This window comes from Saprospiraceae bacterium (assembly GCA_016714025.1).
GTDB lineage: Bacteria > Bacteroidota > Bacteroidia > Chitinophagales > Saprospiraceae > Vicinibacter.
The window spans coordinates 1,023,289-1,043,682 of the sequence record JADJOB010000002.1 but is presented as its reverse complement, the minus strand read 5'-3'; the positions used below and the strand labels follow the sequence as shown (position 1 = coordinate 1,043,682).

Sequence of the window (20,394 nt, the reverse complement as noted above, 5' to 3'; positions counted from 1 at the left end):
TAAATAATAAATTGGGTTTTGTTTAACTTTGAAAATGAAATTATCTAAAATAGTTTCGATTTCAAAGACAAATATCACAAATGACCTGGTTATACGTTCTGACAATAGGATTAAATCTATAAATAGTACCGTTTCCCAAGACCGTGTATTGATTTTAAATGATTTAAATGAATCTCAAAATCATTGATTAATTTTAAATGAATTGCATTGTGGTGCATTTTTAAATAAATTCAAATTTTTACAATGAAACACAACGTGTAAATAAATTGATGAACCAATAATTTTAATTTACTGTCATGCCGAGCTAATAATACAAATAAATACAAGCCATTATTAAATCAATGTTTATGAAATATTCAGGATTATTTGTTTTACTTACACTTTGCAATGTTATTCTAGCTCAAGATATGCAAGATAATATTTGGTTATTTGGACGATTTCCTAATAGACCTGCTGATTATTTTGGTGGAAGTTCATTGGACTTTAGTTATAATCCTCCTATTACTAAGTATTTTAATTTAAATATGAGTTTTGAGGAATGCTCAACAATTAGTGACGATTTGGGTAGTTTAATATTATATACAAATAATTGTGCTTTGTTTGATAAAAACCATAAGTATATATTGAATAGCGCTAATTTAAATCCAGGTTCGTTCGATTTGGACTATTGTCAGAATTCAAAATCTGGTTATCCTTCAAGAAATTCGGTCTTAATATTGCCGGGATTTAATTTTGATGTATTTCATTTAATTCATACAGGTCGGCTAGAAAATGCTACCCCAGGATTAATTTATGAAACAAAAATCAATCAGAATAGTGATTCTACTTTTCAAATAATATATAAAAGCAAATTAGTTGATTCAATCTTAGTTACACAAGGTATGCAAGCAATTAGACACGGTAATGGTCGCGATTGGTGGATATTGTTACATCAATCTTCTAGTAATAATATTATCAAATACCTATTTACTCCAGATGGAATATTCGGTCCATTAAAACAAGCCATTGGCAATACCTGGACGCATCAATATTGGACCGCACAAGCTGCTTTTTCTCCCGATGGTAAATGGTATGCCTTGGTATCAGAATATAATGGAATCAATTTGTTTAAGTTTGACAGATGTACCGGTTTATTAACAGACTATAATGCATTAAATCCTCCTCCCGATGATAATCGATTTTATCCCCGTGGTGTTTGTTTCTCTCCTAATAGTAAACTACTTTATATTGCTGCAAATTTTGGTTTATATCAATACAATCTGGAATCAAATGATATTCCTAATTCACATTTCTTAATTGATTCCACTGATTTATATAAATTACCATTCACTTTTCAGTCAACATTTTACCAATTAATGCTCGGTCCGGATCATAAAATTTACGGGATTACCAACAGCGAGACCAATTTCCTACATGTCATTCACAACCCGGATGTACCCGGAAAAGCATGCAACTTAAAACAACACGATATATTATTGCCCTCCACGTATTTTCAATCCATGCCCAATTTTCCACATTTTAGAATCTTCGATTGGGATGACAGTCCCTGCGATACCCTGGGCATTAATAAATCAGCAGTTGCCCGATGGAGGTATGCACAGGATAGCAGTAATTACCTTCGCTTTGATTTTACAGATTTGAGTTATGCCAATATCTTAGAATGGACCTGGAATTTTGGAGATCCCGCCAGTGGCAATAATTCCAGTAGATTAAAAAATCCGGATCATACTTTTACAAAAAATGGATTGTATCCTGTTTGTCTGATTGCAAAAAATAAACACGGTTCAGATACTTTATGCAAAGACATTCAAATTGGTCCGGTTGGAACTGAAGGAAGCGACATTCAAATCGATATCAAATCAAGTGTCTTATTAGCACCCAATCCTTGTAAAGAATTTCTTGAAATCAAAATCAACTATTACAATCCTCAAAATATGACGGCGCATATTTACAATCAAATGGGTTTGGAACTAAAGTCTGTTAAATTGTATCAAGGCGCAAACAAACTAGAAATGGATGATTTGTTACCGGGTATCTATTTTATTTCTATCCTCGAAAATGGCAAATTGATATTGACAAAAACTATTAATAGATTGTAATGCTTCTATGTTGTATGAATGTAAAATATTCAAGCACTTGTCAAATAAACCTGACTCAGATACGAAATGAATTGAGGGTAGATTAAAAAACGGTATTTAAAATTGAGATAAGAACTTATTCTTCCTCATGATATTTATAACGTTTTCTGTAATTGCGTCTTGCAAATAAACCCACTATGAGTCCAAATGCAAATCCTCCAATGTGGGCAAACCATGCAGTGCCTCCTTCTTCGGTGTTGAGTCCCAATGAGCCAAATCCAGCAACCATTTGTTGTGCGATCCAAATACCCAGAAAAAATAAGGCCGGCACATAGGCTGAGGTAAACAAAAATAAAATCCAAACCCGGATGCGTGATGCCGGAAACATGACCAGATAGGCTCCCATTACCGCTGAGATCGCTCCGCTGGCCCCGATCATGGGCAATTCACTGTAGGGATTTGTCAAGACATGTATGAGCGCAGCAGCAATGCCTCCAAGCATATAAAATAAAATAAAATTAAAGGTTCCAACCACAGCTTCGATGTTGTCCGCAAAGACCCATAAAAACAACATGTTACCAATCAGGTGCATCCAGCCGCCATGCATAAACATAGAAGTCAATAAGGTGTATAGATCCTGCCCCGAACTAATTTCCAGGGGGATCGATCCAAACTCAACAACCATTGCTTCAGCTGCATCTTGCTGCAAGCTAAACTCAAATAGAAAAACCAATACATTGACCAGGATCAGTGTATAAGAAAACAAAGGCTTGTAACCTCCTTGTACATTGTCGTCACCAATTGGAAAAAACATTAGATGATGCCTTCTTTTATTAAATCATGAATGTGGATCACTCCTAAATACCGATCGTCGTCTGCAACGATAACCTGGGTGATGTTTCTATCTTTCAATACTTTAAAAGCTTCTACGGCCAATGCATCCGGTGCAATGCGAACTGGATTTACCGACATAATATCTTTGGCTTGCAAAGATTCCATAGAACTTGTTTTTTGTAACATGCGCCTTAAATCTCCATCTGTGATGATGCCCACCAATTTATTTTCTTGATTTAACACAGCCGTCATGCCCAATCGCTTGGATGTCATTTCCAAAATCACGTCATTCAATCCGGTATGTTCAAATACCGCTGGTTTTTCGTGCAAGGGATAAACATCTTTTACTTTTAAATACAATTGCTTTCCCAAGGATCCTCCCGGATGAAATTGCGCGAAATCCATGGGCGTAAATCCGCGCAAGGCAAGCAATGAAACTGCAAGTGCATCGCCCATAACCATTTGAGCAGTTGTGCTGGCCGTTGGCGCCAGGTTATTGGGTTCAGCTTCTTTGTCGACCGGTATCCAAATAACCAGATTGGCTTGTTGTGCTAAACTGGATTGTGCATTTGAAACCATTGCAATCAATTGAGAACCTAGATTTTTAACCAGGGGTAATAAAACTTTAATTTCAGGTGTTTCTCCACTTTTAGAAATGCAGAGTACAATGTCTTCAGGTCGAATCATACCTAAATCACCGTGAATGGCATCCGCCGCATGCATAAAAATAGCCGGGGTACCGGTTGAATTAAAAGTGGCTACCATTTTTTGTCCGATAATAGCAGATTTACCAATTCCGGTAACTACCAATCGGCCGCTGCATTCATAAATAAGCTGAACACATTGAATAAATGATTCTTGAATTTGCTTTTTAAGATCTGTTACAACTTGTGCTTCAATATCAATGCAGTTTTGGGCTGCTTGCAGGACGGTATCTTGTTGTTCGGGATTCAACATGATTTAAAAATCAAGGCCTGCGTTTGTTGTTGTTATTGTTGTTAGATTTTCCCCGGTAGTTATTGTTCTTCTTATTTCGGTAATTCTGTTTATTCATTCCTTTATACACTCTGCGCTGACTTTTTACGGCAGAATTAGCCAGTGTATTAAATTGTACACTTTCGTCAATGGTCAATTGCCCATTTGACATGTTTAACAAATCACTTTTTATTAATTCGTCACTGACGTAATGTTCCCGGTTCCAGTTTTTAAATGCCATTTTCATATACGAACCAATGATTTGAGAAAACTCATCGCGTTTCGGACCGGCTTCCATTTCCATGGCTTTTTTAATCAGCGTATTTACATAATTGCCGTAATGTCTGTAACGATCTGCAGGAACCGGATAAGGTACTCTTTCAGGTTTTAATTTATCAAGATCTGCGCTGGGCTTATCTCCATAAGGTGTTGTAACATCAATATCATAACTGGCGATCCGAAAAAAATGATGCCATAATTTTCGTCTGTGTTCATCAAAATTCCGATTGTATGGAGTCATAATTTGCATCAGGTTGATTATTTCTTCTGCAAAAGATTGTCTGTAAATTGGATCTTCGATTTTTTTACAATGTACAATCAGATCTTGCACATTACGACCGTACTCCGGCATAATGAGTTCGGTTTGGGACGTATTGTATGCAAACTGAATATTAGGATTCGTCATAAATTTTTATTCGACTGTAACAGATTTAGCTAAGTTTCTTGGTTGATCTACATCACATTGGCGCATAACCGCTACATGATATGATAATAATTGCAATGGAATCACAGACAACAAAGGTGTCAAAGGATCTATGGTGCTTGGAATTTCTATAAAATGATCTGCAATGCGTTTAATTTCAACATCGCCTTCTGTAACAATGGCAATGACAATGCCTTTACGTGCTTTGACTTCCATGATATTGGAAACAATTTTTTCATAAGCACTGACATTGGTTGCAATCACAATCACCGGCATGTTTTCATCGATCAGGGCAATGGGTCCATGCTTCATTTCTGCTGCCGGATAGCCTTCTGCGTGGATGTAAGAAATTTCCTTCAACTTCAAAGCACCTTCCAATGCAACTGGAAAATTATATCCTCTTCCGAGGTATAGGGTGTTGTTTGTATTTTTAATTTCTCCAGCCAGGTATTTAATTTTTTCATTGGATGCCAGTACTTTTTCAACCTTATCTGGAATGCTCGCTAATTCTGCAATCAACTGGTGGTAATAGGAATTGGATAAACTGCCGTTGCGTTGACCTAAAACCAAAGACATCAAGGTAAGTAAAGTCACCTGGCCTGTAAATGCTTTTGTAGATGCAACGCCAATTTCAGGACCACAGTGGATGTAAGAACCAGCATGCGTGATGCGTGCAATGGACGAGCCAACTACATTGACAATACCATAAACAAGGGCTCCTTTCTCTTTGGCCAGTTCGGCCGCAGCCAGCGTGTCTGCAGTTTCTCCGGATTGAGAAATGACAAGAACCACATCTTTATCTGTGAGTATTGGATTTCTATAACGAAATTCTGAAGCATATTCTACTTCAACCGGAATTCGCGCGAGGTCTTCAATTAAATATTCTCCAATTAATGCACTATGCCAGGACGTACCACAGGCTGCAATGATGATACGATTGGCTTTATTGATCCGATTGATGTGTTCTTCAAGTCCTCCCAAGCGCACCCAACCTTCAATTGCATTCAGTCGACCCCGCATGCAATCAGAAATGGTTTGAGATTGTTGGTAGATTTCTTTCAACATAAAATGCTCATACCCACCTTTCTCCAATTGATCCATGCTCATGTCCAATTCATGGATTACAGGTTCCTGTAATTCATCGTTGCTGAGGGTTGAAATTTCCAATCCTTTGTCACGAGTCAAAACCGCAATTTCCTCATCATTGAGATAGACGACTTTGTTGGTATATTGAATGATCGGTGTTGCATCCGATGCTATAAATAAATCCTTATCACCCAAACCAATTACCAGCGGACTTGATTTTCGGGCACCTACCAATTTATTGGGATCATTTTTATCAATGACTACAATGGCATATGCGCCCACCACTTTATTGAGTGCTTTGCGAACAGCTTCTTCCAACGGCAAACTGTCGCGATTTTGAAATTCTTCTATTAAATGGATGAGTACTTCGGTGTCAGTTTCACTTTCAAAGCGATGACCCAATCGAGTGAGTGCCTCTTTAAGTGTGGCATAATTTTCAATAATGCCATTGTGGATGATGGCCAGGCGATTGTTACCTGAAAAATGTGGATGCGCATTGATGTCATCCGGTTTGCCGTGAGTAGCCCAACGGGTATGACCCATTCCGATGGTTGCGTAGAGGCCTTTATTTTCTGTGAGATCGGCCAATTCCTGAACCTTCCCCTTTTTCTTATAAACAGACAATTCGCCATCTAAAAGCGCGATGCCTGCAGAGTCATAGCCCCTGTATTCAAGCCGGCGCAGCCCTTCCAAAAGTATTGGATAGGAATTCTTATCTCCAAGATATGCAATAATTCCACACATATTACATGTAAATATAATGTGTTTTAATCTTATTCAGAATAGGTTAAAATCAATTTTGCCGGATTTTGGGTCGCTCCGGGGCCTTTAAAAAAGAGGCGTCCTGCTGACTCCAGTTTAAACAATGGGCTAATTACCAAATCCAGATCTTTCTTTGCCTTTAAAGATTTTTGAAAATGTCTGGTAATGTTCATTTTATAACTATAAACCGTTTTTCCATCCTGCACAGTCGAAATTGGATTTCCTCCAAAGATACGGGTATAAGTTGTTGTTGTATTCAAACCCAATGCCACATCATCAATAGCTACCTTCGTACCACTGCTGATATCAAAAACTTCTAACAATTTTGGAAGCGGAAAGTTGGTTCGGTCATCTCCTGGTTGATCGTCAACGGTCAAATGTAAAACTGCGTAATTGATAAATTTTCCTTTCCACGCACTGTCATACGGAATTTTTAAACGGATATCCCTTCCTGTAAATCCTTGCATACACAAGAGACTGTCTCCCAAAATACTTCCATTCAAACAATTGGCAGCAACGGTTGCCTGGTTATCAATTTTATAAAATGGCGTTTTTGCAGCAAAGCTGCTCATATAGAATTCACGCTTTGATTGAACCGTATCAGTTGAATAATGATAATACACCGTTATTTTACTATCAGCGTGCTGTGGCAGCACCGACATGATTCCATCTCCTGATTCACAAACTACAGCGATTCCATTAAACGATTTGCTGAAGCTGTCCGTAGTAAAATAAATGGTATCGGCAAAGGACCTCAATATTTTCATGAACGCTCCAGAGTCTAACCGAAATCGGAGTTGCGGATACAATTGAAGTTTGAAAGTATCTTCCAAAATCGAGAGACTATCTTTTTTGTTAGGAATGAAGTCTTTCAGTTCCCCCAGCACATTTGATTTATCATAACCCGGAAGGTAATTGCTGTAATAGGTCGATGATGTTGAATACGGCTGGCTTAATGGATACACCCTGACGGTAGCCGGAGTTGCATTATAACCATAAAATGTACTGGTATCGTAACGGAGTGAAATCACCACAGAATCCACCGTACTGGTTAAAAAATCCAGGTTCTTACTGGCTATGATGCGCAATTGACTTCCAAATCCAGCCTCTACTTTCCCAAACAATGGATCATTCATTACGCCCAAAGGAAATGAAATGTCTTGAAATCCTGACAAACCCAGGGTAGACATCACACGATAGCTGATAATTGAATCCGGATCTGCAGGTCCTGCCTGAATATGAAATGTATCAATACCTTTTGCATCAATCCATGCTGAATTGAGAAGGTCTGAACCAAAAGGATCGATTTCGTTGCAAGACGTTAATAGAATCCATACTCCGGATAAAAGCATGAATCCTCGAGATAATTTACCGGTCATTATTAAAAGCTATTCTGAATTAACGGTTTAATGAATCAGATTCTTGTAAAAATCGATGTAAGAAGGTAAAAATTCTTCTTCCGTTGTTTTAATAAAAGGTTTTTCAGTACTTTGAATGGATGTACTAAGGGCATCGCTGATAGATTGGCTTCCCTGAATGATGCCATCAGCATATTGAATGGCCCCTTTATCGAGCGTAATGCCTGTGCCATTTTTAAATGCCAGCAATTGCTCGGGTTTTAAATTATTAATGGCTGCTTTGGTTAAAAAGTCTTCTGTAAAGCTTTTTTCAATGATTTGATCGTAGACTGACAATACGACTTTTGAATGTTTAAAAACAGGATCGTTTTTGTAACTTGTCTTAAGGTAAAACGGGATCAAACTGGTCATCCAACCATGGCAATGAACCACATCCGGTGGCCAGCCAAACTTTTTTACAGTTTCAAGGGCGCCTTTACAAAAGAAAATCATCCGATCCTGATTGTCGTCGTATAATTTTCCTTCTTCATCTTCAAAAACGGTTTTGCGTTTGAAAAACTCGTCATTGTCCAAAAAGTAAACCTGAATCCTGGAACCTGGCAAAGAAGCCACTTTGATAATTAAGGCAAAATCATCATCATTTATGATAATATTCATTCCTGAAAGTCGCACCACTTCATGCAATCGATGTCTTCGCTCGTTGATGGTGCCAAAACGCGGCATTAATATCCGGATCTCCATCCCACTGTCTTGCGCATAAGCCGGCAATTTCTGGATCAAAGAGCCAATGCCTGAAAGATCCAGATAAGGCTCCATTTCCTGGGTAATAAAGAGAATCCTGTTTTTACTCATACGATAAGCTTAATTCTTCAAAAGGAGTGCAAAGGTACAAAATTTTTAGCAGAAAAGTGCTTAATATACTCCGTTAGATTAATTAAGTTATTGAATTTCAATTTTTTATAATAAATAAACGGATTAAAAAAAAGGAAAATTGGTGAAGGGAAGAGGGCTGGAGGGCTAGAGGGCTGGGAGGGCTGGAGGGCTGTTAGACTGTTAGACTGTTAGACTGTTAGACTGTTAGGGAGGAGGGTCTTGGTATGTTGAGCATTTTTAAATTTTTGACTGCTGAATACTGACTGCTAACTACTAATTTTGGGGCTGGAGGGCTGGAAGGCTGGAAGGCTGTTAGACTGTTAAGCTGTTGGGGAAGGAGGCTGATGGCATTTTGCTCCTACTAACACCTATCAACTACCCCCTATCAACTAACAACTAACACCTATCAACTATTTAAATTTTAAATAATTGACAACAAGAGTTCTTTCTGATCCAGGTCTGCGGCAACCAATTTAACTTTTAATTTATCGCCAATTTTCCAAGCCTTGGTAATATAAGAGGAGGATGCTTTAAACCTGCTTTTATGAATTTCTATGTCGTTATCTAACTGATTAATTGGTAAAAAACCTTCGCAGTGACTGCCTTCCAATTCAATATAAAATCCACGTTCATTCATTCCAATTATTCTTCCATCAAACAACTCACCTACGCGATCTTTTAAAAACACTACCTGAAAGTATCGGGTGGATGCGCGTTCAGCTTCCATAGCCTTTCGTTCTTGATTGGAGATATGCAAACATTGACGATGCAATAGATCGGGTTCTGCCCTGTAACTCGTTTCTAAATTCGCATATAACAAGCGATGCACCAACAAATCAGCATACCGGCGAATGGGTGAGGTAAAATGACTGTAGAATGGAAATGCGAGTCCATAGTGTCCAATATTGTGCGGACTGTATTCTGCTTTGGCCATCGAGCGGATTGCAAGCGGTTGCAGAATTTTAAATACTTCATTCTTTTGAGCTGCTTCTGAAATTTTATTGATAGACTGTGAAATTTTTTTGGGACTGCTAAAGTCAAGTTTCAATCCCATTTCAAGCGCAAAATGACCAAGTTCTTCCAATTTTCCAGGATCCGGTTTATCATGAATCCGATAAACAAACGGAATGGGTTTTTCCTTGTTTTTTTGAGCGATAAATAAAGCAACGTATTTATTGGCAAGCAGCATAAATTCTTCGATCAACATATGCGCCGGCTTGCGTTCTTTGATTAATAACTCTAAAGGATTTCCATGAGCATCCAGTTTAAATTTCACTTCTACGGAATCAAAGTCTATCGATCCATGTGCCATACGTTCTTTGCGAATATGCATTGCCAGGGTATTCAGTAAATGCAATTCTTTTTGATAGGGACCCTGTTTCCCATCTAAAATTTCCTGTACTTCCTCATATGTAAAACGATGGTTTGAATGAATCAAGGTTTTCCCAATCCAATGACCTATGATATTAAATTTTTCATCCAATGTAAATACAACAGAAAAAGTATACTTATCTTCCTTTGGTCGCAGCGAACATAAATTATTGGATAATTTTTCGGGCAACATTGGCAAAACACGATCTACCAGGTAAACTGAATTTCCTCTTCGCAACGCTTCCTTGTCGAGTGCAGAATGTTCTTCAACATAATGACTGACATCGGCAATGTGTACTCCAATTTCCCAATGTCCCTGTTTATTTTTTTGTACAGACAATGCATCGTCAAAATCTTTTGCGTCAAATGGATCGATGGTGAATGTGGTCACCGAACGAAAATCTTTGCGATAACTGTGCAAGCTTATTTCTGGTGAAATTTTATCAGCGGCCGTTAGTAAAGCTTCTGACCAATCCAGTGGAAATCCTTTGTCTACCAAAATGCTTTGCATCTCAATATCATTGGAAGTTTCTTTACCCAGATTTCGGATAACATTCCCTTCCAATAAATCACGTGACTTCTCTTTGTATTTGGTAATTGCAATCACAACCCGATCAAATTCCTCTACTGGAATGTTACGAGGGATATGAACCAAAACCTCTATCAGTTTTTTACCGGCTTGAGCAAATGCTATGGCACGATGATTGTAAAAACGCACCACACCAATCAACTGTGTCCGCGAACGGGTGATGATTTCAATGATTTTACCATCTGGTTTGACCCGACGACCCGGAAGCAATTCTACTTTAACCAGATCTCCGTCTTCAGCCCCGTTTAAATGTTTTTGATTTACATACACATCGTGTACTTCATCCTGACAAATAATATAAGCAAATCCGGCACGTGCCATGTCCACATATCCTGAAAAAACTTTAGTGGAAGATTTGGAGTCACCTTTTGATGCGGCCGAACTTAAGGCAGCGTATTTTTGATTGGCGCTGTGTTTAATTTGTTTTTTCTCAACCAGCGTATCCAGTTGCTCTAATAAAAAACGAATGTCTTTAACTTTAAGTTTTTTAGCAATTTGAAAAGCTGTAAATTTTTTAGTGCTATTAAGCTGGAAGAAAATTAAAATACGTTCGCGTAATTGATTTTGAGGAGTTTTCGCTGCTTTTTTTGATTTTAAGGGTTTCCCTGATTTTTTTTTCATGGGTTATTTATAATTCTAAATTGACTTCAGATTTTCGAAGGTTTCCATCGGGCAAAAATTCGAGCATCCATTTTTTTGTATGAACCGGATTAACTTCATGATGTGAATCATCGAGCGTTCCTTCCAGGATGTATATATGACCAGTAACATCAATATGGGCCATTTTGTTAATCAGCTGATCGTCTTCGGTATAAAAACCTGCAATTTCCTGTAAATGTAAAAACCTTCCCTGTTCGTCAAAATTGATCAGATAAAACGAATACCGCATCAATCGGGCTGTCCACAAAACCAGGGTATGTATGCCTTTTACGGATTCAAATTGCAGACAGGGCAGGAATTCAGAAAACTCATCCACTTCAAAATCCAGATTTGGGAAAATAAATTGTTGAAGCAAAGGATCCGGCAAATCGTCGTTGGCTTTACTAAACTGATGATGATCTGAGTATTGAATCGTAAGTGGCAACTCAGCTTTTGGAAAGTAACTCAACAAATCTGCAAATGGGGAAATCGACTGACTCATTTAATTGCAAAGATAGCAAGAAGTTTGGAGGCTTGCTAAAGATTCATTTTATTATGACTTCGCAGCTCCATTCAAACTTTTTCAAATTCATTCAATTTAATTCTCTTCAAATCCTCGGCGGGGACGCCATCGGAAACTACTTATAGAAATGCTCAACCGAGACGCCTTCGGAAACTACTTATTCAAATCCTCAACCGAGATGCCTTAGAAAAATTGTAAAACTAAATTGTAATTAATCTGTACCATTTAGATCAATCAACTTTTAACTATTCCTTTCATACAATGCATCCATTAAAATTCTTAAATAAATAACATGCCGAATCTAATAAATAAACATGCTGGTTTAATAAAGTGACTACGCAAGCGAGCTCATTAAAAATAAATTTACATTTTGATTATGAGTAAAAACCCTAAAACAAGCTTGACCCAATCCATAAAACATTGGGCAACAGATGACCGACCACGAGAAAAATTGTTGGAGAAAGGAAAATCGGCATTAAGTCATTCGGAATTGCTTGCTATTCTAATTGGTTCGGGAAGTGGTGGTGAAAATGCATTGGATTTAGCCAGAAATATCATGGATTCCTGTAAACAAGACCTTACGGAATTAAGTAAACTGGGGGTTGATCGATTGTGCAAATACAAAGGCATTGGAAAAGTAAAAGCATTGGTGATAGAAGCAGCTCTGGAGTTGGGAAGAAGAAGACAGGAAAGTTTGTTTCAGGATAAACAAGTCATTGCAGCAAGTCGTCAAGCTTATGATGTCATTCGATTAAAAATGCAGGATCTGGGTCATGAAGAATTTTGGATCCTTTACCTCAATCGTGCCAATAAAATTATGTCCGTTGAAAATATTTCAAAAGGAGGCATTACCGGCACCGTAGCAGATCCACGACTTATTTTTAGCCGGGCACTTGACATTAAAGCCTGCGGAGTGATCTTAGTACACAATCATCCTTCCGGTTCCACGCGACCCAGCAATCAGGATCTCGAACTGACTAAAAAATTAAAATCTGCCGGACAATTGCTCGACATCCAGGTTATGGATCATTTAATCGTTACAGAAGATACGTATTATAGTTTTGCAGATGAAGGAATGTTGTAATAAATTGAACTGAATTTCTAAATCCACTTAAACTATCATACTCACTAAATTTATTAGCCAAACTCTTTTTAATAAAACGAAATTTGAATAAGATTTAAAGTTAACTTCGCATGTAGAAATTTGATTCCCATCGTATAAATTAAAATCACATCCTGGTCAACTTTTTAAACTACTTTTTCAAAAAATATAAATTGTTTATTGAATTAAAGAGCATCCCATTGCTTGAAATTTTCTGGTTTATTAAGGATCACTCAGAATTATTCTACATTTTACCTTTCAACAAATCATATATTTAAACCATTTCTTCCAATTCGCATTAATATAGGATTCAATGACATGACCGGTTTCAATACGCTTAAAAGATTGCTTGTTTTTGTAAAGCCCTACAGGCTACTGTTCTGGGTTTCTGCACTTATTGCAATCATCATGGCTCCTCTCAATGCCTACTTGCCCTATTTGGCCAATGTGATGGTAGATGATCACATTATGGTACGTGATCTGGAAGGATTAAAGCGTATTTCGCTGTGGTATTTGGGAGCGCTGGCCAGTCTGACATTTTTAAGGTACAGTTTTACCATTTTGACCAATACCATGGGCCAAAATATCATCTATGATTTACGTAATAAGATGTACGATCATATTTTATCGCTTCGTTTGTCTTATTTTGATAAAACCCCGATTGGCACCAATACTACCCGTGTAATCAATGATTTGGAAACCGTCAATTCTGTATTTTCAGAAGGACTTATTACGATCATTGCAGATATACTATCCTTGATTACCGTGCTGGCACTGATGTTTTGGACCAGTGTAAAACTGACTTTGATTTGCTTGGTGACCTTTCCTTTATTATTGGTGGCCAGTTATATATTCAAAGAAAAAGTCAAACATTCATTTCAGAGGGTTCGGGCTCAAGTGGCTCGTATGAATGCCTTTTTACAAGAACATATTTCAGGAATTAAAACGGTTCAAATTTTTGCCGCAGAAAAACGGGTTGCCAAAAAATTTAAGGAAATAAACCGCGAATACACGCAAGCCAATCTCGATGGAATCTTTTATTATGCTGTATTTTTTCCAGTTGTTGAAATCATCTCTGCAGCTTCCCTTGGATTTATGGTTTGGTGGGGTGCTCAGGGAGTTTTGGAAGGCGTTGTAACCATCGGTCAACTGGTTGCATTCCCTATGTATTTGTCGCGTTTGTTTCAACCGGTCCGCACCCTGGCTGATAAATTCAATACCTTACAAATGGGTTTGGTAGCGGGTGGAAGGGTGTTTGAAACCCTGGATACCAAAGAACAAACCCAGGATCAAGGCACGATTGATCAGGGAGATCTCAAAGCTGCCCTTGAATTTAAACAGGTGTGTTTTGGATACCGGCCTGATGAATATATTTTAAAGAATATTTCTTTCCGCTTAGAACCCGGAAAAACACTGGCCCTTGTGGGGAGCACAGGATCCGGTAAGTCAAGCTTAATCAGCCTGATCAATCGTCTGTATGAAATCAATCAAGGCAGTATTCAGATTGGAAATCATTCCATTTCAGATTATAAAATTGATTTTTTACGCAAACGGATTGCGGTTGTTTTACAGGACGTGTTTTTGTTTCAAGGCAGCATCTATGAAAACATGAGTCTGAAAAATCCGGAAATTTACCTCGAACAAGTAATTGCAGCCTCAAAAATAATTGGAGCCCACGAATACATTATGAACCTTCCTGGCAATTACAACTACCAACTGGCCGAGCGAGGCGTCAACTTATCGGTAGGCCAAAGGCAGTTAATTTCCTTTGTACGGGCGCTGTTGGTCGATCCTGATATTTTGATTTTGGATGAAGCAACTTCCTCCCTCGACACAGAAACCGAATCCATATTGCAGCATGCCATCGAAAAACTAATTGCAAAGAGGAGTTCGATTGTGATTGCCCATCGATTGTCAACCATTCAGCATGCTGATTATGTGATGGCCTTAGAACATGGAGAAATTAAAGAATTTGGCCCTCCTGCGGAACTTCTTGCCCGGGATAATGGTTTATATAAGAAGCTCTACGAGACTTACTTTCAAACAGTAACGGCATCCGTCAACGATTGAGAAATTTACAATCAATTAGTTTTACATATTAGTTATTTTTTTAATACATTTTATTATCTTTGCACGGGATGGCCATATTAAGGACATATCATTATTCTTCCGGAAAAGGATTTGCAGAAAAATTCTTTGGAAGCCTCATATTCCTGCTTTTTATCGCAGGCTTTTTTTACTTGTTTTTTCAGGTTTACAAATTGATGTGGTATGCCTGTCCGGTATTGCTATTGATAGCCTTTATTTTAGAACCCAAACTGGTTTGGTCTTATATTAAAACGATATGGAAACAAATCGTTGTTTCACCAGTTTCTGGTTTGATTCAGGCGCTCATTAATCTGGTTGGATTGCCATTTGTCAGTATTGGCCTGATTTTTAAAGCCTGGATTTATCGCAAATTTGGTCAAATCAACCAACAGGTTCATCCAGAGGAATTTGATGATAAGTTTACCAGCTACGAAGATGTTGAAACGACTCAACAAGCTCCTCAAAATTCTAAAAAAGTGCAACTTGCAGACAGCAGGTATGACGATTTGTTTGAATAAAAAAATAAGGTGTTCATATTCTGCTTAGCTACAGTCATCAGTACGTTTATTTATCTCTGTCTTATTGCTTACTACATTTATTATTGGAATCGGATCAACCCACCATTGATACCAACATCTGCCGAATTGCCCATGGTGACAATACTCATCGCCGCACGCAATGAAGAAGATTCAATTTTAGCCTGCATTCAATCGTGCCTTAATCAAAATTATCCTCCAAATAAATTAGAGGTGATCGTCGTTGATGATCAATCTGAAGATGATACCAATGAATTATTGGAATCCATTGAAGATCCTCGCTTCGTACACATGCGGCTGGGTGTTTATAAAAGAACTACCATCAAAGGATCCAAGAAAAAAGCAATCGCCTATGGAGTCAATCATGCTAAAGGTGAACTCATTTTTACCACGGATGCGGATTGCAGGGTCGCTCCTGACTGGATTCAATCTATGATCCCTTTCTTTAATGATCCGAAAGTTAAATTAGTTTCTGGTCCAGTAAAAATTACTAACCAATCTTCATTAATTGCTAAGTTTCAAGCGCTGGATTTTTCAGCAAATGGATTGGTCAATGCGGCTGGTATTAAATCCGGATTACACTATTTGTGCAGTGGTGCAAATTTAGCGTACCGTAAACAGGTTTTTCTAGAACATAATGTTTATGAAGACAATTATCATATAGCTTCCGGAGATGATATCTTCCTATTAGAAAAAATAAAATCCGTTTATCCGGATGGAATCGTTTTTTCCAAGTTAGCGAACAGCATGGTAGAAACACAGGCTGTTTCCAATTGGACAGATTTAATCAAACAAAGACTGCGTTGGGCAGGTAAAATGCGCCATATATCAGATTGGAATTTAAAATGGATTCCTGCATTGATTTGGATTCAACGAATCTTATTGTTCAGTTTTCTGGTTGTTGCAATTTCTTTAGGATCCGTTAATTATATCTTAGCAAGTATTACTGCAATTATACTCCAATTATTGTTGGATTTCTTATTACAATACGATGCTTGCCGCTTCTATACCATTTCAAAATGGCAAATTTGGTTTATCATTCTGGAGCCATTACATACAATTTATTTCATATTACTGGGAATTGCATCCTGGTTGCCTGTAAGCATCGAATGGAAAGGCCGGAGCAATCCCTAATCCTGTGTACTTTTGCAATATGAATCTAAGGAGCTCCCTTTTAATACTAATTGCTATCCTTTTAAATTCCTGTGCCAATATTAAAGGAATTAGTGGCGGACCTGAAGATAAAAAGGCTCCCGGTTTACTGATTGCCAAATCCAGTCCAGCCCAACAAAAAAATTTTAAAGAACACAGCCTGTACTTTTATTTTGATGAATGGATCCGATTGGAAAGTCCGCAGTCAAATATTAGTATTTCACCCAGTTTGCAATATCCGCCCAAATACATTTTAAAAGGAAAGGAATTAATTATTGAATTTGATTCACGCGAACAATTAAAAGAAAATACAACCTATTCCATTCAATTTGGAGAATCAATCAAAGACATTACCGTTGGAAATGTACAAAGGGATTTGAGATACATTTTTTCTACGGGTAATTTTATTGATTCCTTAAAAATTGAAGGCCAGGTAAAAGATGCATATTCTAATCAGGTAAAAGAAAAAATTCTGGTAGGTTTGTACAATAACTTGCACGACAGCGCTTTTCAAAAATTAAAACCCTTTTACTTTTGCTTTACAGATACCGCAGGACGATTTAAATTAGAAAATTTGAGTCCGGGTACTTATAAACTTTATGCTTTATTAGATAAAAATCAAAATTATTATTTTGATCAATTTGGTGAATCGATTGCTTTTCTTGATCAAAGCATCCAAATCAATGACAGCTTGCAAAAACAGTTTAATCTATACCTTTCAGAATCCAAACCACCCTTATTTATTAAAGACAAAGTTTCAGGTAACGGAAAATTAAAATTACAATTTAATGAGAAGCCAGACTCTTTAAAACTTTTCTTTAATAATGAAACAAAATTTCAATGGATTCAAACGGCCGATAGTTTGCTGATATGGAATTTAAAATCAGATCCTGATAGTATACGTATTCAATTTCCCGGACATCTCGATAGCTTTATAATTTCAGCACGCATCAAATCCAATGCTCCGGTTCCCGTTTCACTTAATTTGAAAGAACGCATTTTAAAGCCCGGTGAGTTTCCTATATTTAGTTTTAAGGATCCTGTATTAAATATTTATAATTCAAAAATTTCCACTACAGATTCCAGTATTACCAATATAAATGTTCAAATGGATAGCCTGGATCCAAGATCTTTTAGCGTACTTGGAAATTTTAATAATAAATCGGAGTTTAAACTCATTTTTGAAAAAGCATCGGTCGTTCTATGGCCGGATTTAGAAAATAAAGCAGATACTTTTACAATTCGATATCTTGAAAAATCTGCACTAAGTCAGTTGACTTTAAAATTAGATTCATTAAATACGAATACAGCCTACATTCTTGAACTTGTTGAAGGAGAACAAGTTCGTGCAACGAGAATTCTGTCTAAATTTGAGCAGGCAAAGGAATTATTATTTCCTAACTTGCTACCTGGAAATTACAAACTTCGATTAATTGAAGATAAAAATCAAAACCAACGATGGGATGCTGCCAATTATGAACTAAAAATTCAGGCTGAAACGGTGTGGAATTTTAGTTTACCGGAATTACGAGCGGATTGGGACATTGCTGTGACTATAAAACCCTAACATGAAATTATTCACAAAAGAGCTGGTTAAATCATTTGGAGCGCGAACTGTTGTCAATGGGGTATCGGTAGAGGTACAGGAAGGTGAAATTGTTGGATTACTAGGACCGAATGGTGCCGGAAAAACAACTACCTTTTATATGATTGTTGGGTTTATAACACCCAATCAGGGATCGGTCCACCTGGACGAAGATGAAATCACACGGGATCCCATGTATTTAAGAGCTCGCAAAGGATTGGGTTATTTACCACAAGAACCATCCGTTTTTCGCAAACTGAGTGTTGAGGATAACATTCGAGCCATTTTAGAAATGACTGCTTTAACAAAGGAAGCGCAGCGAGACAAACTGGAAACCTTGTTGGCAGAATTTAATTTAAACCGGGTCCGTAAAAATCCTGGAGATTCTTTAAGTGGAGGCGAACGCAGACGAACAGAAATTGCACGCTCATTGGCATCGGATCCACACTTTATTTTATTGGACGAACCTTTTGCTGGTATTGACCCCATTGCTGTTGAAGACATTCAATTGATTGTACAAAAATTAAAAGCAAAAAACATTGGAATTCTGATTACAGATCACAATGTACAGGAGACCCTTTCCATTACAGATCGGGCTTACTTGATCGTAGATGGTAAAATTCTTATGTCGGGCACCGCTGAAGAATTAGCAGCCAATGAAACCGTGAGAAGGGTTTATTTAGGTCAGAATTTTGTACTACGTTCTAAAATGAGCTGAGATTTTTTAAATCAATCCAATGAAACAAGTGCAAAGCAATATTAAAATCAATAGAATCTTTAGGGGTTTGATTATGATGTTTCTGCTTACTTCTTGTATTGATGAATCTCCAAAACTAAATCGCATCATTGAATTTAAAGCAGACAGTTTGCTGCAATTAGAAATCAATAATTTAAGCCGGGAAGCTGATTCTTTCTGCCGTATTTTTCATCAATTGAATCATCCTGTCTTTTTAGATTCTATTGTAGCACTCCGTAAAAAAGAAATTCTGCAATTACAACAAGGATTATGAAATTAATTCAACTTGCAGCCTTTTGCGTCATTGTAGGATTAGGTTCTTGCAAATCAAAACAAGAACAAACACAAGATCTGGTTCAAACCAGATTAACAGAATTGCGTAAAAAATTTATTGAAGATCGAAAAACAAAATGCATCGAAGAGTTAATGCATAAAATTGAATTGGAATCAGATTCTATTTTAATTGTTATGGCAAAACGCATTAAGTACGATAGTTTGACAATCCCGTATGATTCCATCCGGCCAGATCAACCTGAAATTACATTTCCGGAATACCGAAAACCAGAAAAACCAGGTTTAGACACTCTTTTTAAGTAAAATTTATTTAGGCATAATGATGCTGTGCTTATTGAAGTGTGTCAATACCTCAAATCCCAAAATGGATTTCTTCGTCTTTCAATGCAATCAGCAATATAGGTTTTAACGATGCCTTGATACTTTTTATAATCAATCGACTTCCCTTTTGAATTAATCGAAGGCCATTGAGACTGCTGATTGAGTTTAACCTCCTCTGCTACAATTAAACTGGATTGATCATTAATATCTATTTCAAGTATTAGTCCCGGCAATCCACCAAATTCAGCCGGTCCTGCGGGCACTAAAATTCTATCTGTAAACCAGGCAATGATTCGCTGGGATTTGACTGAATCGTAGGTTTCTGCTTTCATGCAAACGTAGCCACTGACTTCTTTAATTTCATTGTGTATTTTCCATTTTCGCTTAGGAATTTCATCTTTGACAATGTAATTTTTACCTAGCAATCCGATTCGATCCTGCATTTTATTCGAGCGAAAATTGCGGTTAATTTCAAAAGTGTTTTTCTTATAGCTCCAGATCGATTCCTCACTTTTATCATCCCTGATATATGAATAAAACGATGCCGTATCATTAAATATCAACCTCATTTTTTCAGAATAGGCCCGACCTTTTCCCCAACTGTATTGAATCCGGTCTTTTTCCTCCTGACTTAAATAAGGCAATGCGGTTGCAATCTTTGTCCAATCATTTGTTTGAGAATACTGAACTTCCCCAAAAACAGACTGTGCCATTAATTGCTCCGTAGTGTTGAAGTAAAAGCTACACAAACACAGAATCAGGGTTTTAATCTTAATGTCTTTATACATA

Annotated in this window: 18 protein-coding genes; 9 read left to right on the top strand and 9 right to left on the bottom strand. The window is 37.4% G+C overall.

Annotated elements, in window-relative coordinates:
• The first annotated feature begins 347 nt into the window (after positions 1 to 347).
• Positions 348 to 2,099 carry a PKD domain-containing protein gene (locus tag IPJ80_07370; GenBank protein MBK7913305.1) on the top strand — a complete coding sequence of 584 codons (1,752 nt, stop codon included), beginning with the start codon at positions 348 to 350 and terminating at the stop codon, positions 2,097 to 2,099.
• Positions 2,100 to 2,214: 115 nt separating this feature from the next.
• On the opposite strand, the gene IPJ80_07365 is transcribed toward IPJ80_07370, so the two are convergent.
• The 8 genes from IPJ80_07365 to IPJ80_07330 all read right to left on the bottom strand — a co-directional run bounded on the left by IPJ80_07365 (position 2,215) and on the right by IPJ80_07330 (position 11,770).
• Entirely contained in the window at positions 2,215 to 2,892 is a 678-nt protein-coding gene (locus tag IPJ80_07365; protein MBK7913304.1) for a rhomboid family intramembrane serine protease, read from the bottom strand.
• A complete protein-coding gene (locus tag IPJ80_07360; protein ID MBK7913303.1) occupies positions 2,892 to 3,869 on the bottom strand; it encodes a KpsF/GutQ family sugar-phosphate isomerase in 978 nt (325 codons plus the stop codon). Before IPJ80_07360 ends, IPJ80_07365 begins: the two co-directional genes overlap by 1 nt.
• Before the next feature lie 10 nt (positions 3,870 to 3,879).
• Positions 3,880 to 4,572 (bottom strand): DUF4290 domain-containing protein, encoded by a 693-nt coding sequence (locus IPJ80_07355; protein MBK7913302.1) that lies wholly within the window; start codon positions 4,570 to 4,572, stop codon positions 3,880 to 3,882.
• 6 nt (positions 4,573 to 4,578) lie between these two features.
• Positions 4,579 to 6,420 (bottom strand): glutamine--fructose-6-phosphate transaminase (isomerizing), encoded by a 1,842-nt coding sequence (gene glmS / locus IPJ80_07350; protein MBK7913301.1) that lies wholly within the window; start codon positions 6,418 to 6,420, stop codon positions 4,579 to 4,581.
• 29 nt (positions 6,421 to 6,449) lie between these two features.
• Entirely contained in the window at positions 6,450 to 7,817 is a 1,368-nt protein-coding gene (locus IPJ80_07345) for a DUF4270 family protein (GenBank protein MBK7913300.1), read from the bottom strand.
• A gap of 27 nt (positions 7,818 to 7,844) precedes the next feature.
• Positions 7,845 to 8,648, bottom strand: a complete 804-nt coding sequence (locus IPJ80_07340; protein ID MBK7913299.1) for a glycogen/starch synthase — start codon at positions 8,646 to 8,648, stop codon at positions 7,845 to 7,847.
• A gap of 442 nt (positions 8,649 to 9,090) precedes the next feature.
• Positions 9,091 to 11,250, bottom strand: a complete 2,160-nt coding sequence (rnr, locus tag IPJ80_07335) for a ribonuclease R (protein MBK7913298.1) — start codon at positions 11,248 to 11,250, stop codon at positions 9,091 to 9,093.
• Positions 11,251 to 11,257: 7 nt separating this feature from the next.
• Complete coding sequence (locus IPJ80_07330) at positions 11,258 to 11,770, bottom strand: hypothetical protein (protein MBK7913297.1); 513 nt, start codon at positions 11,768 to 11,770, stop codon at positions 11,258 to 11,260.
• Positions 11,771 to 12,167: 397 nt separating this feature from the next.
• Here IPJ80_07330 and radC point away from each other — a divergent pair, with 397 nt between their 5' ends.
• From radC to IPJ80_07290, 8 genes are all read left to right on the top strand, one after another.
• Positions 12,168 to 12,875, top strand: a complete 708-nt coding sequence (gene radC, locus IPJ80_07325) for a DNA repair protein RadC (protein ID MBK7913296.1) — start codon at positions 12,168 to 12,170, stop codon at positions 12,873 to 12,875.
• A 336-nt stretch (positions 12,876 to 13,211) separates the two neighbouring features.
• Entirely contained in the window at positions 13,212 to 14,963 is a 1,752-nt protein-coding gene (locus tag IPJ80_07320) for an ABC transporter ATP-binding protein (protein ID MBK7913295.1), read from the top strand.
• A 68-nt stretch (positions 14,964 to 15,031) separates the two neighbouring features.
• Positions 15,032 to 15,499: a hypothetical protein gene (locus IPJ80_07315; protein MBK7913294.1), complete on the top strand. Its 468-nt coding sequence runs from the start codon at positions 15,032 to 15,034 to the stop codon at positions 15,497 to 15,499.
• 9 nt (positions 15,500 to 15,508) lie between these two features.
• Positions 15,509 to 16,651, top strand: coding sequence for a glycosyltransferase (locus IPJ80_07310; GenBank protein ID MBK7913293.1), 1,143 nt, complete (start codon positions 15,509 to 15,511; stop codon positions 16,649 to 16,651).
• Between the two features lie 19 nt (positions 16,652 to 16,670).
• Positions 16,671 to 18,236 (top strand): Ig-like domain-containing protein, encoded by a 1,566-nt coding sequence (locus IPJ80_07305; GenBank protein ID MBK7913292.1) that lies wholly within the window; start codon positions 16,671 to 16,673, stop codon positions 18,234 to 18,236.
• Between the two features lies 1 nt (position 18,237).
• Positions 18,238 to 18,972, top strand: a complete 735-nt coding sequence (gene lptB, locus IPJ80_07300) for an LPS export ABC transporter ATP-binding protein (GenBank protein MBK7913291.1) — start codon at positions 18,238 to 18,240, stop codon at positions 18,970 to 18,972.
• A gap of 19 nt (positions 18,973 to 18,991) precedes the next feature.
• Positions 18,992 to 19,264, top strand: a complete 273-nt coding sequence (locus IPJ80_07295) for a hypothetical protein (protein ID MBK7913290.1) — start codon at positions 18,992 to 18,994, stop codon at positions 19,262 to 19,264.
• Positions 19,261 to 19,587, top strand: coding sequence for a hypothetical protein (locus IPJ80_07290; GenBank protein MBK7913289.1), 327 nt, complete (start codon positions 19,261 to 19,263; stop codon positions 19,585 to 19,587). Before IPJ80_07295 ends, IPJ80_07290 begins: the two co-directional genes overlap by 4 nt.
• Before the next feature lie 41 nt (positions 19,588 to 19,628).
• Here the strand turns inward: IPJ80_07290 and IPJ80_07285 are convergent, their stop codons facing one another.
• Positions 19,629 to 20,393, bottom strand: coding sequence for a GLPGLI family protein (locus IPJ80_07285; GenBank protein ID MBK7913288.1), 765 nt, complete (start codon positions 20,391 to 20,393; stop codon positions 19,629 to 19,631).
• Position 20,394 lies beyond the last annotated feature (1 nt).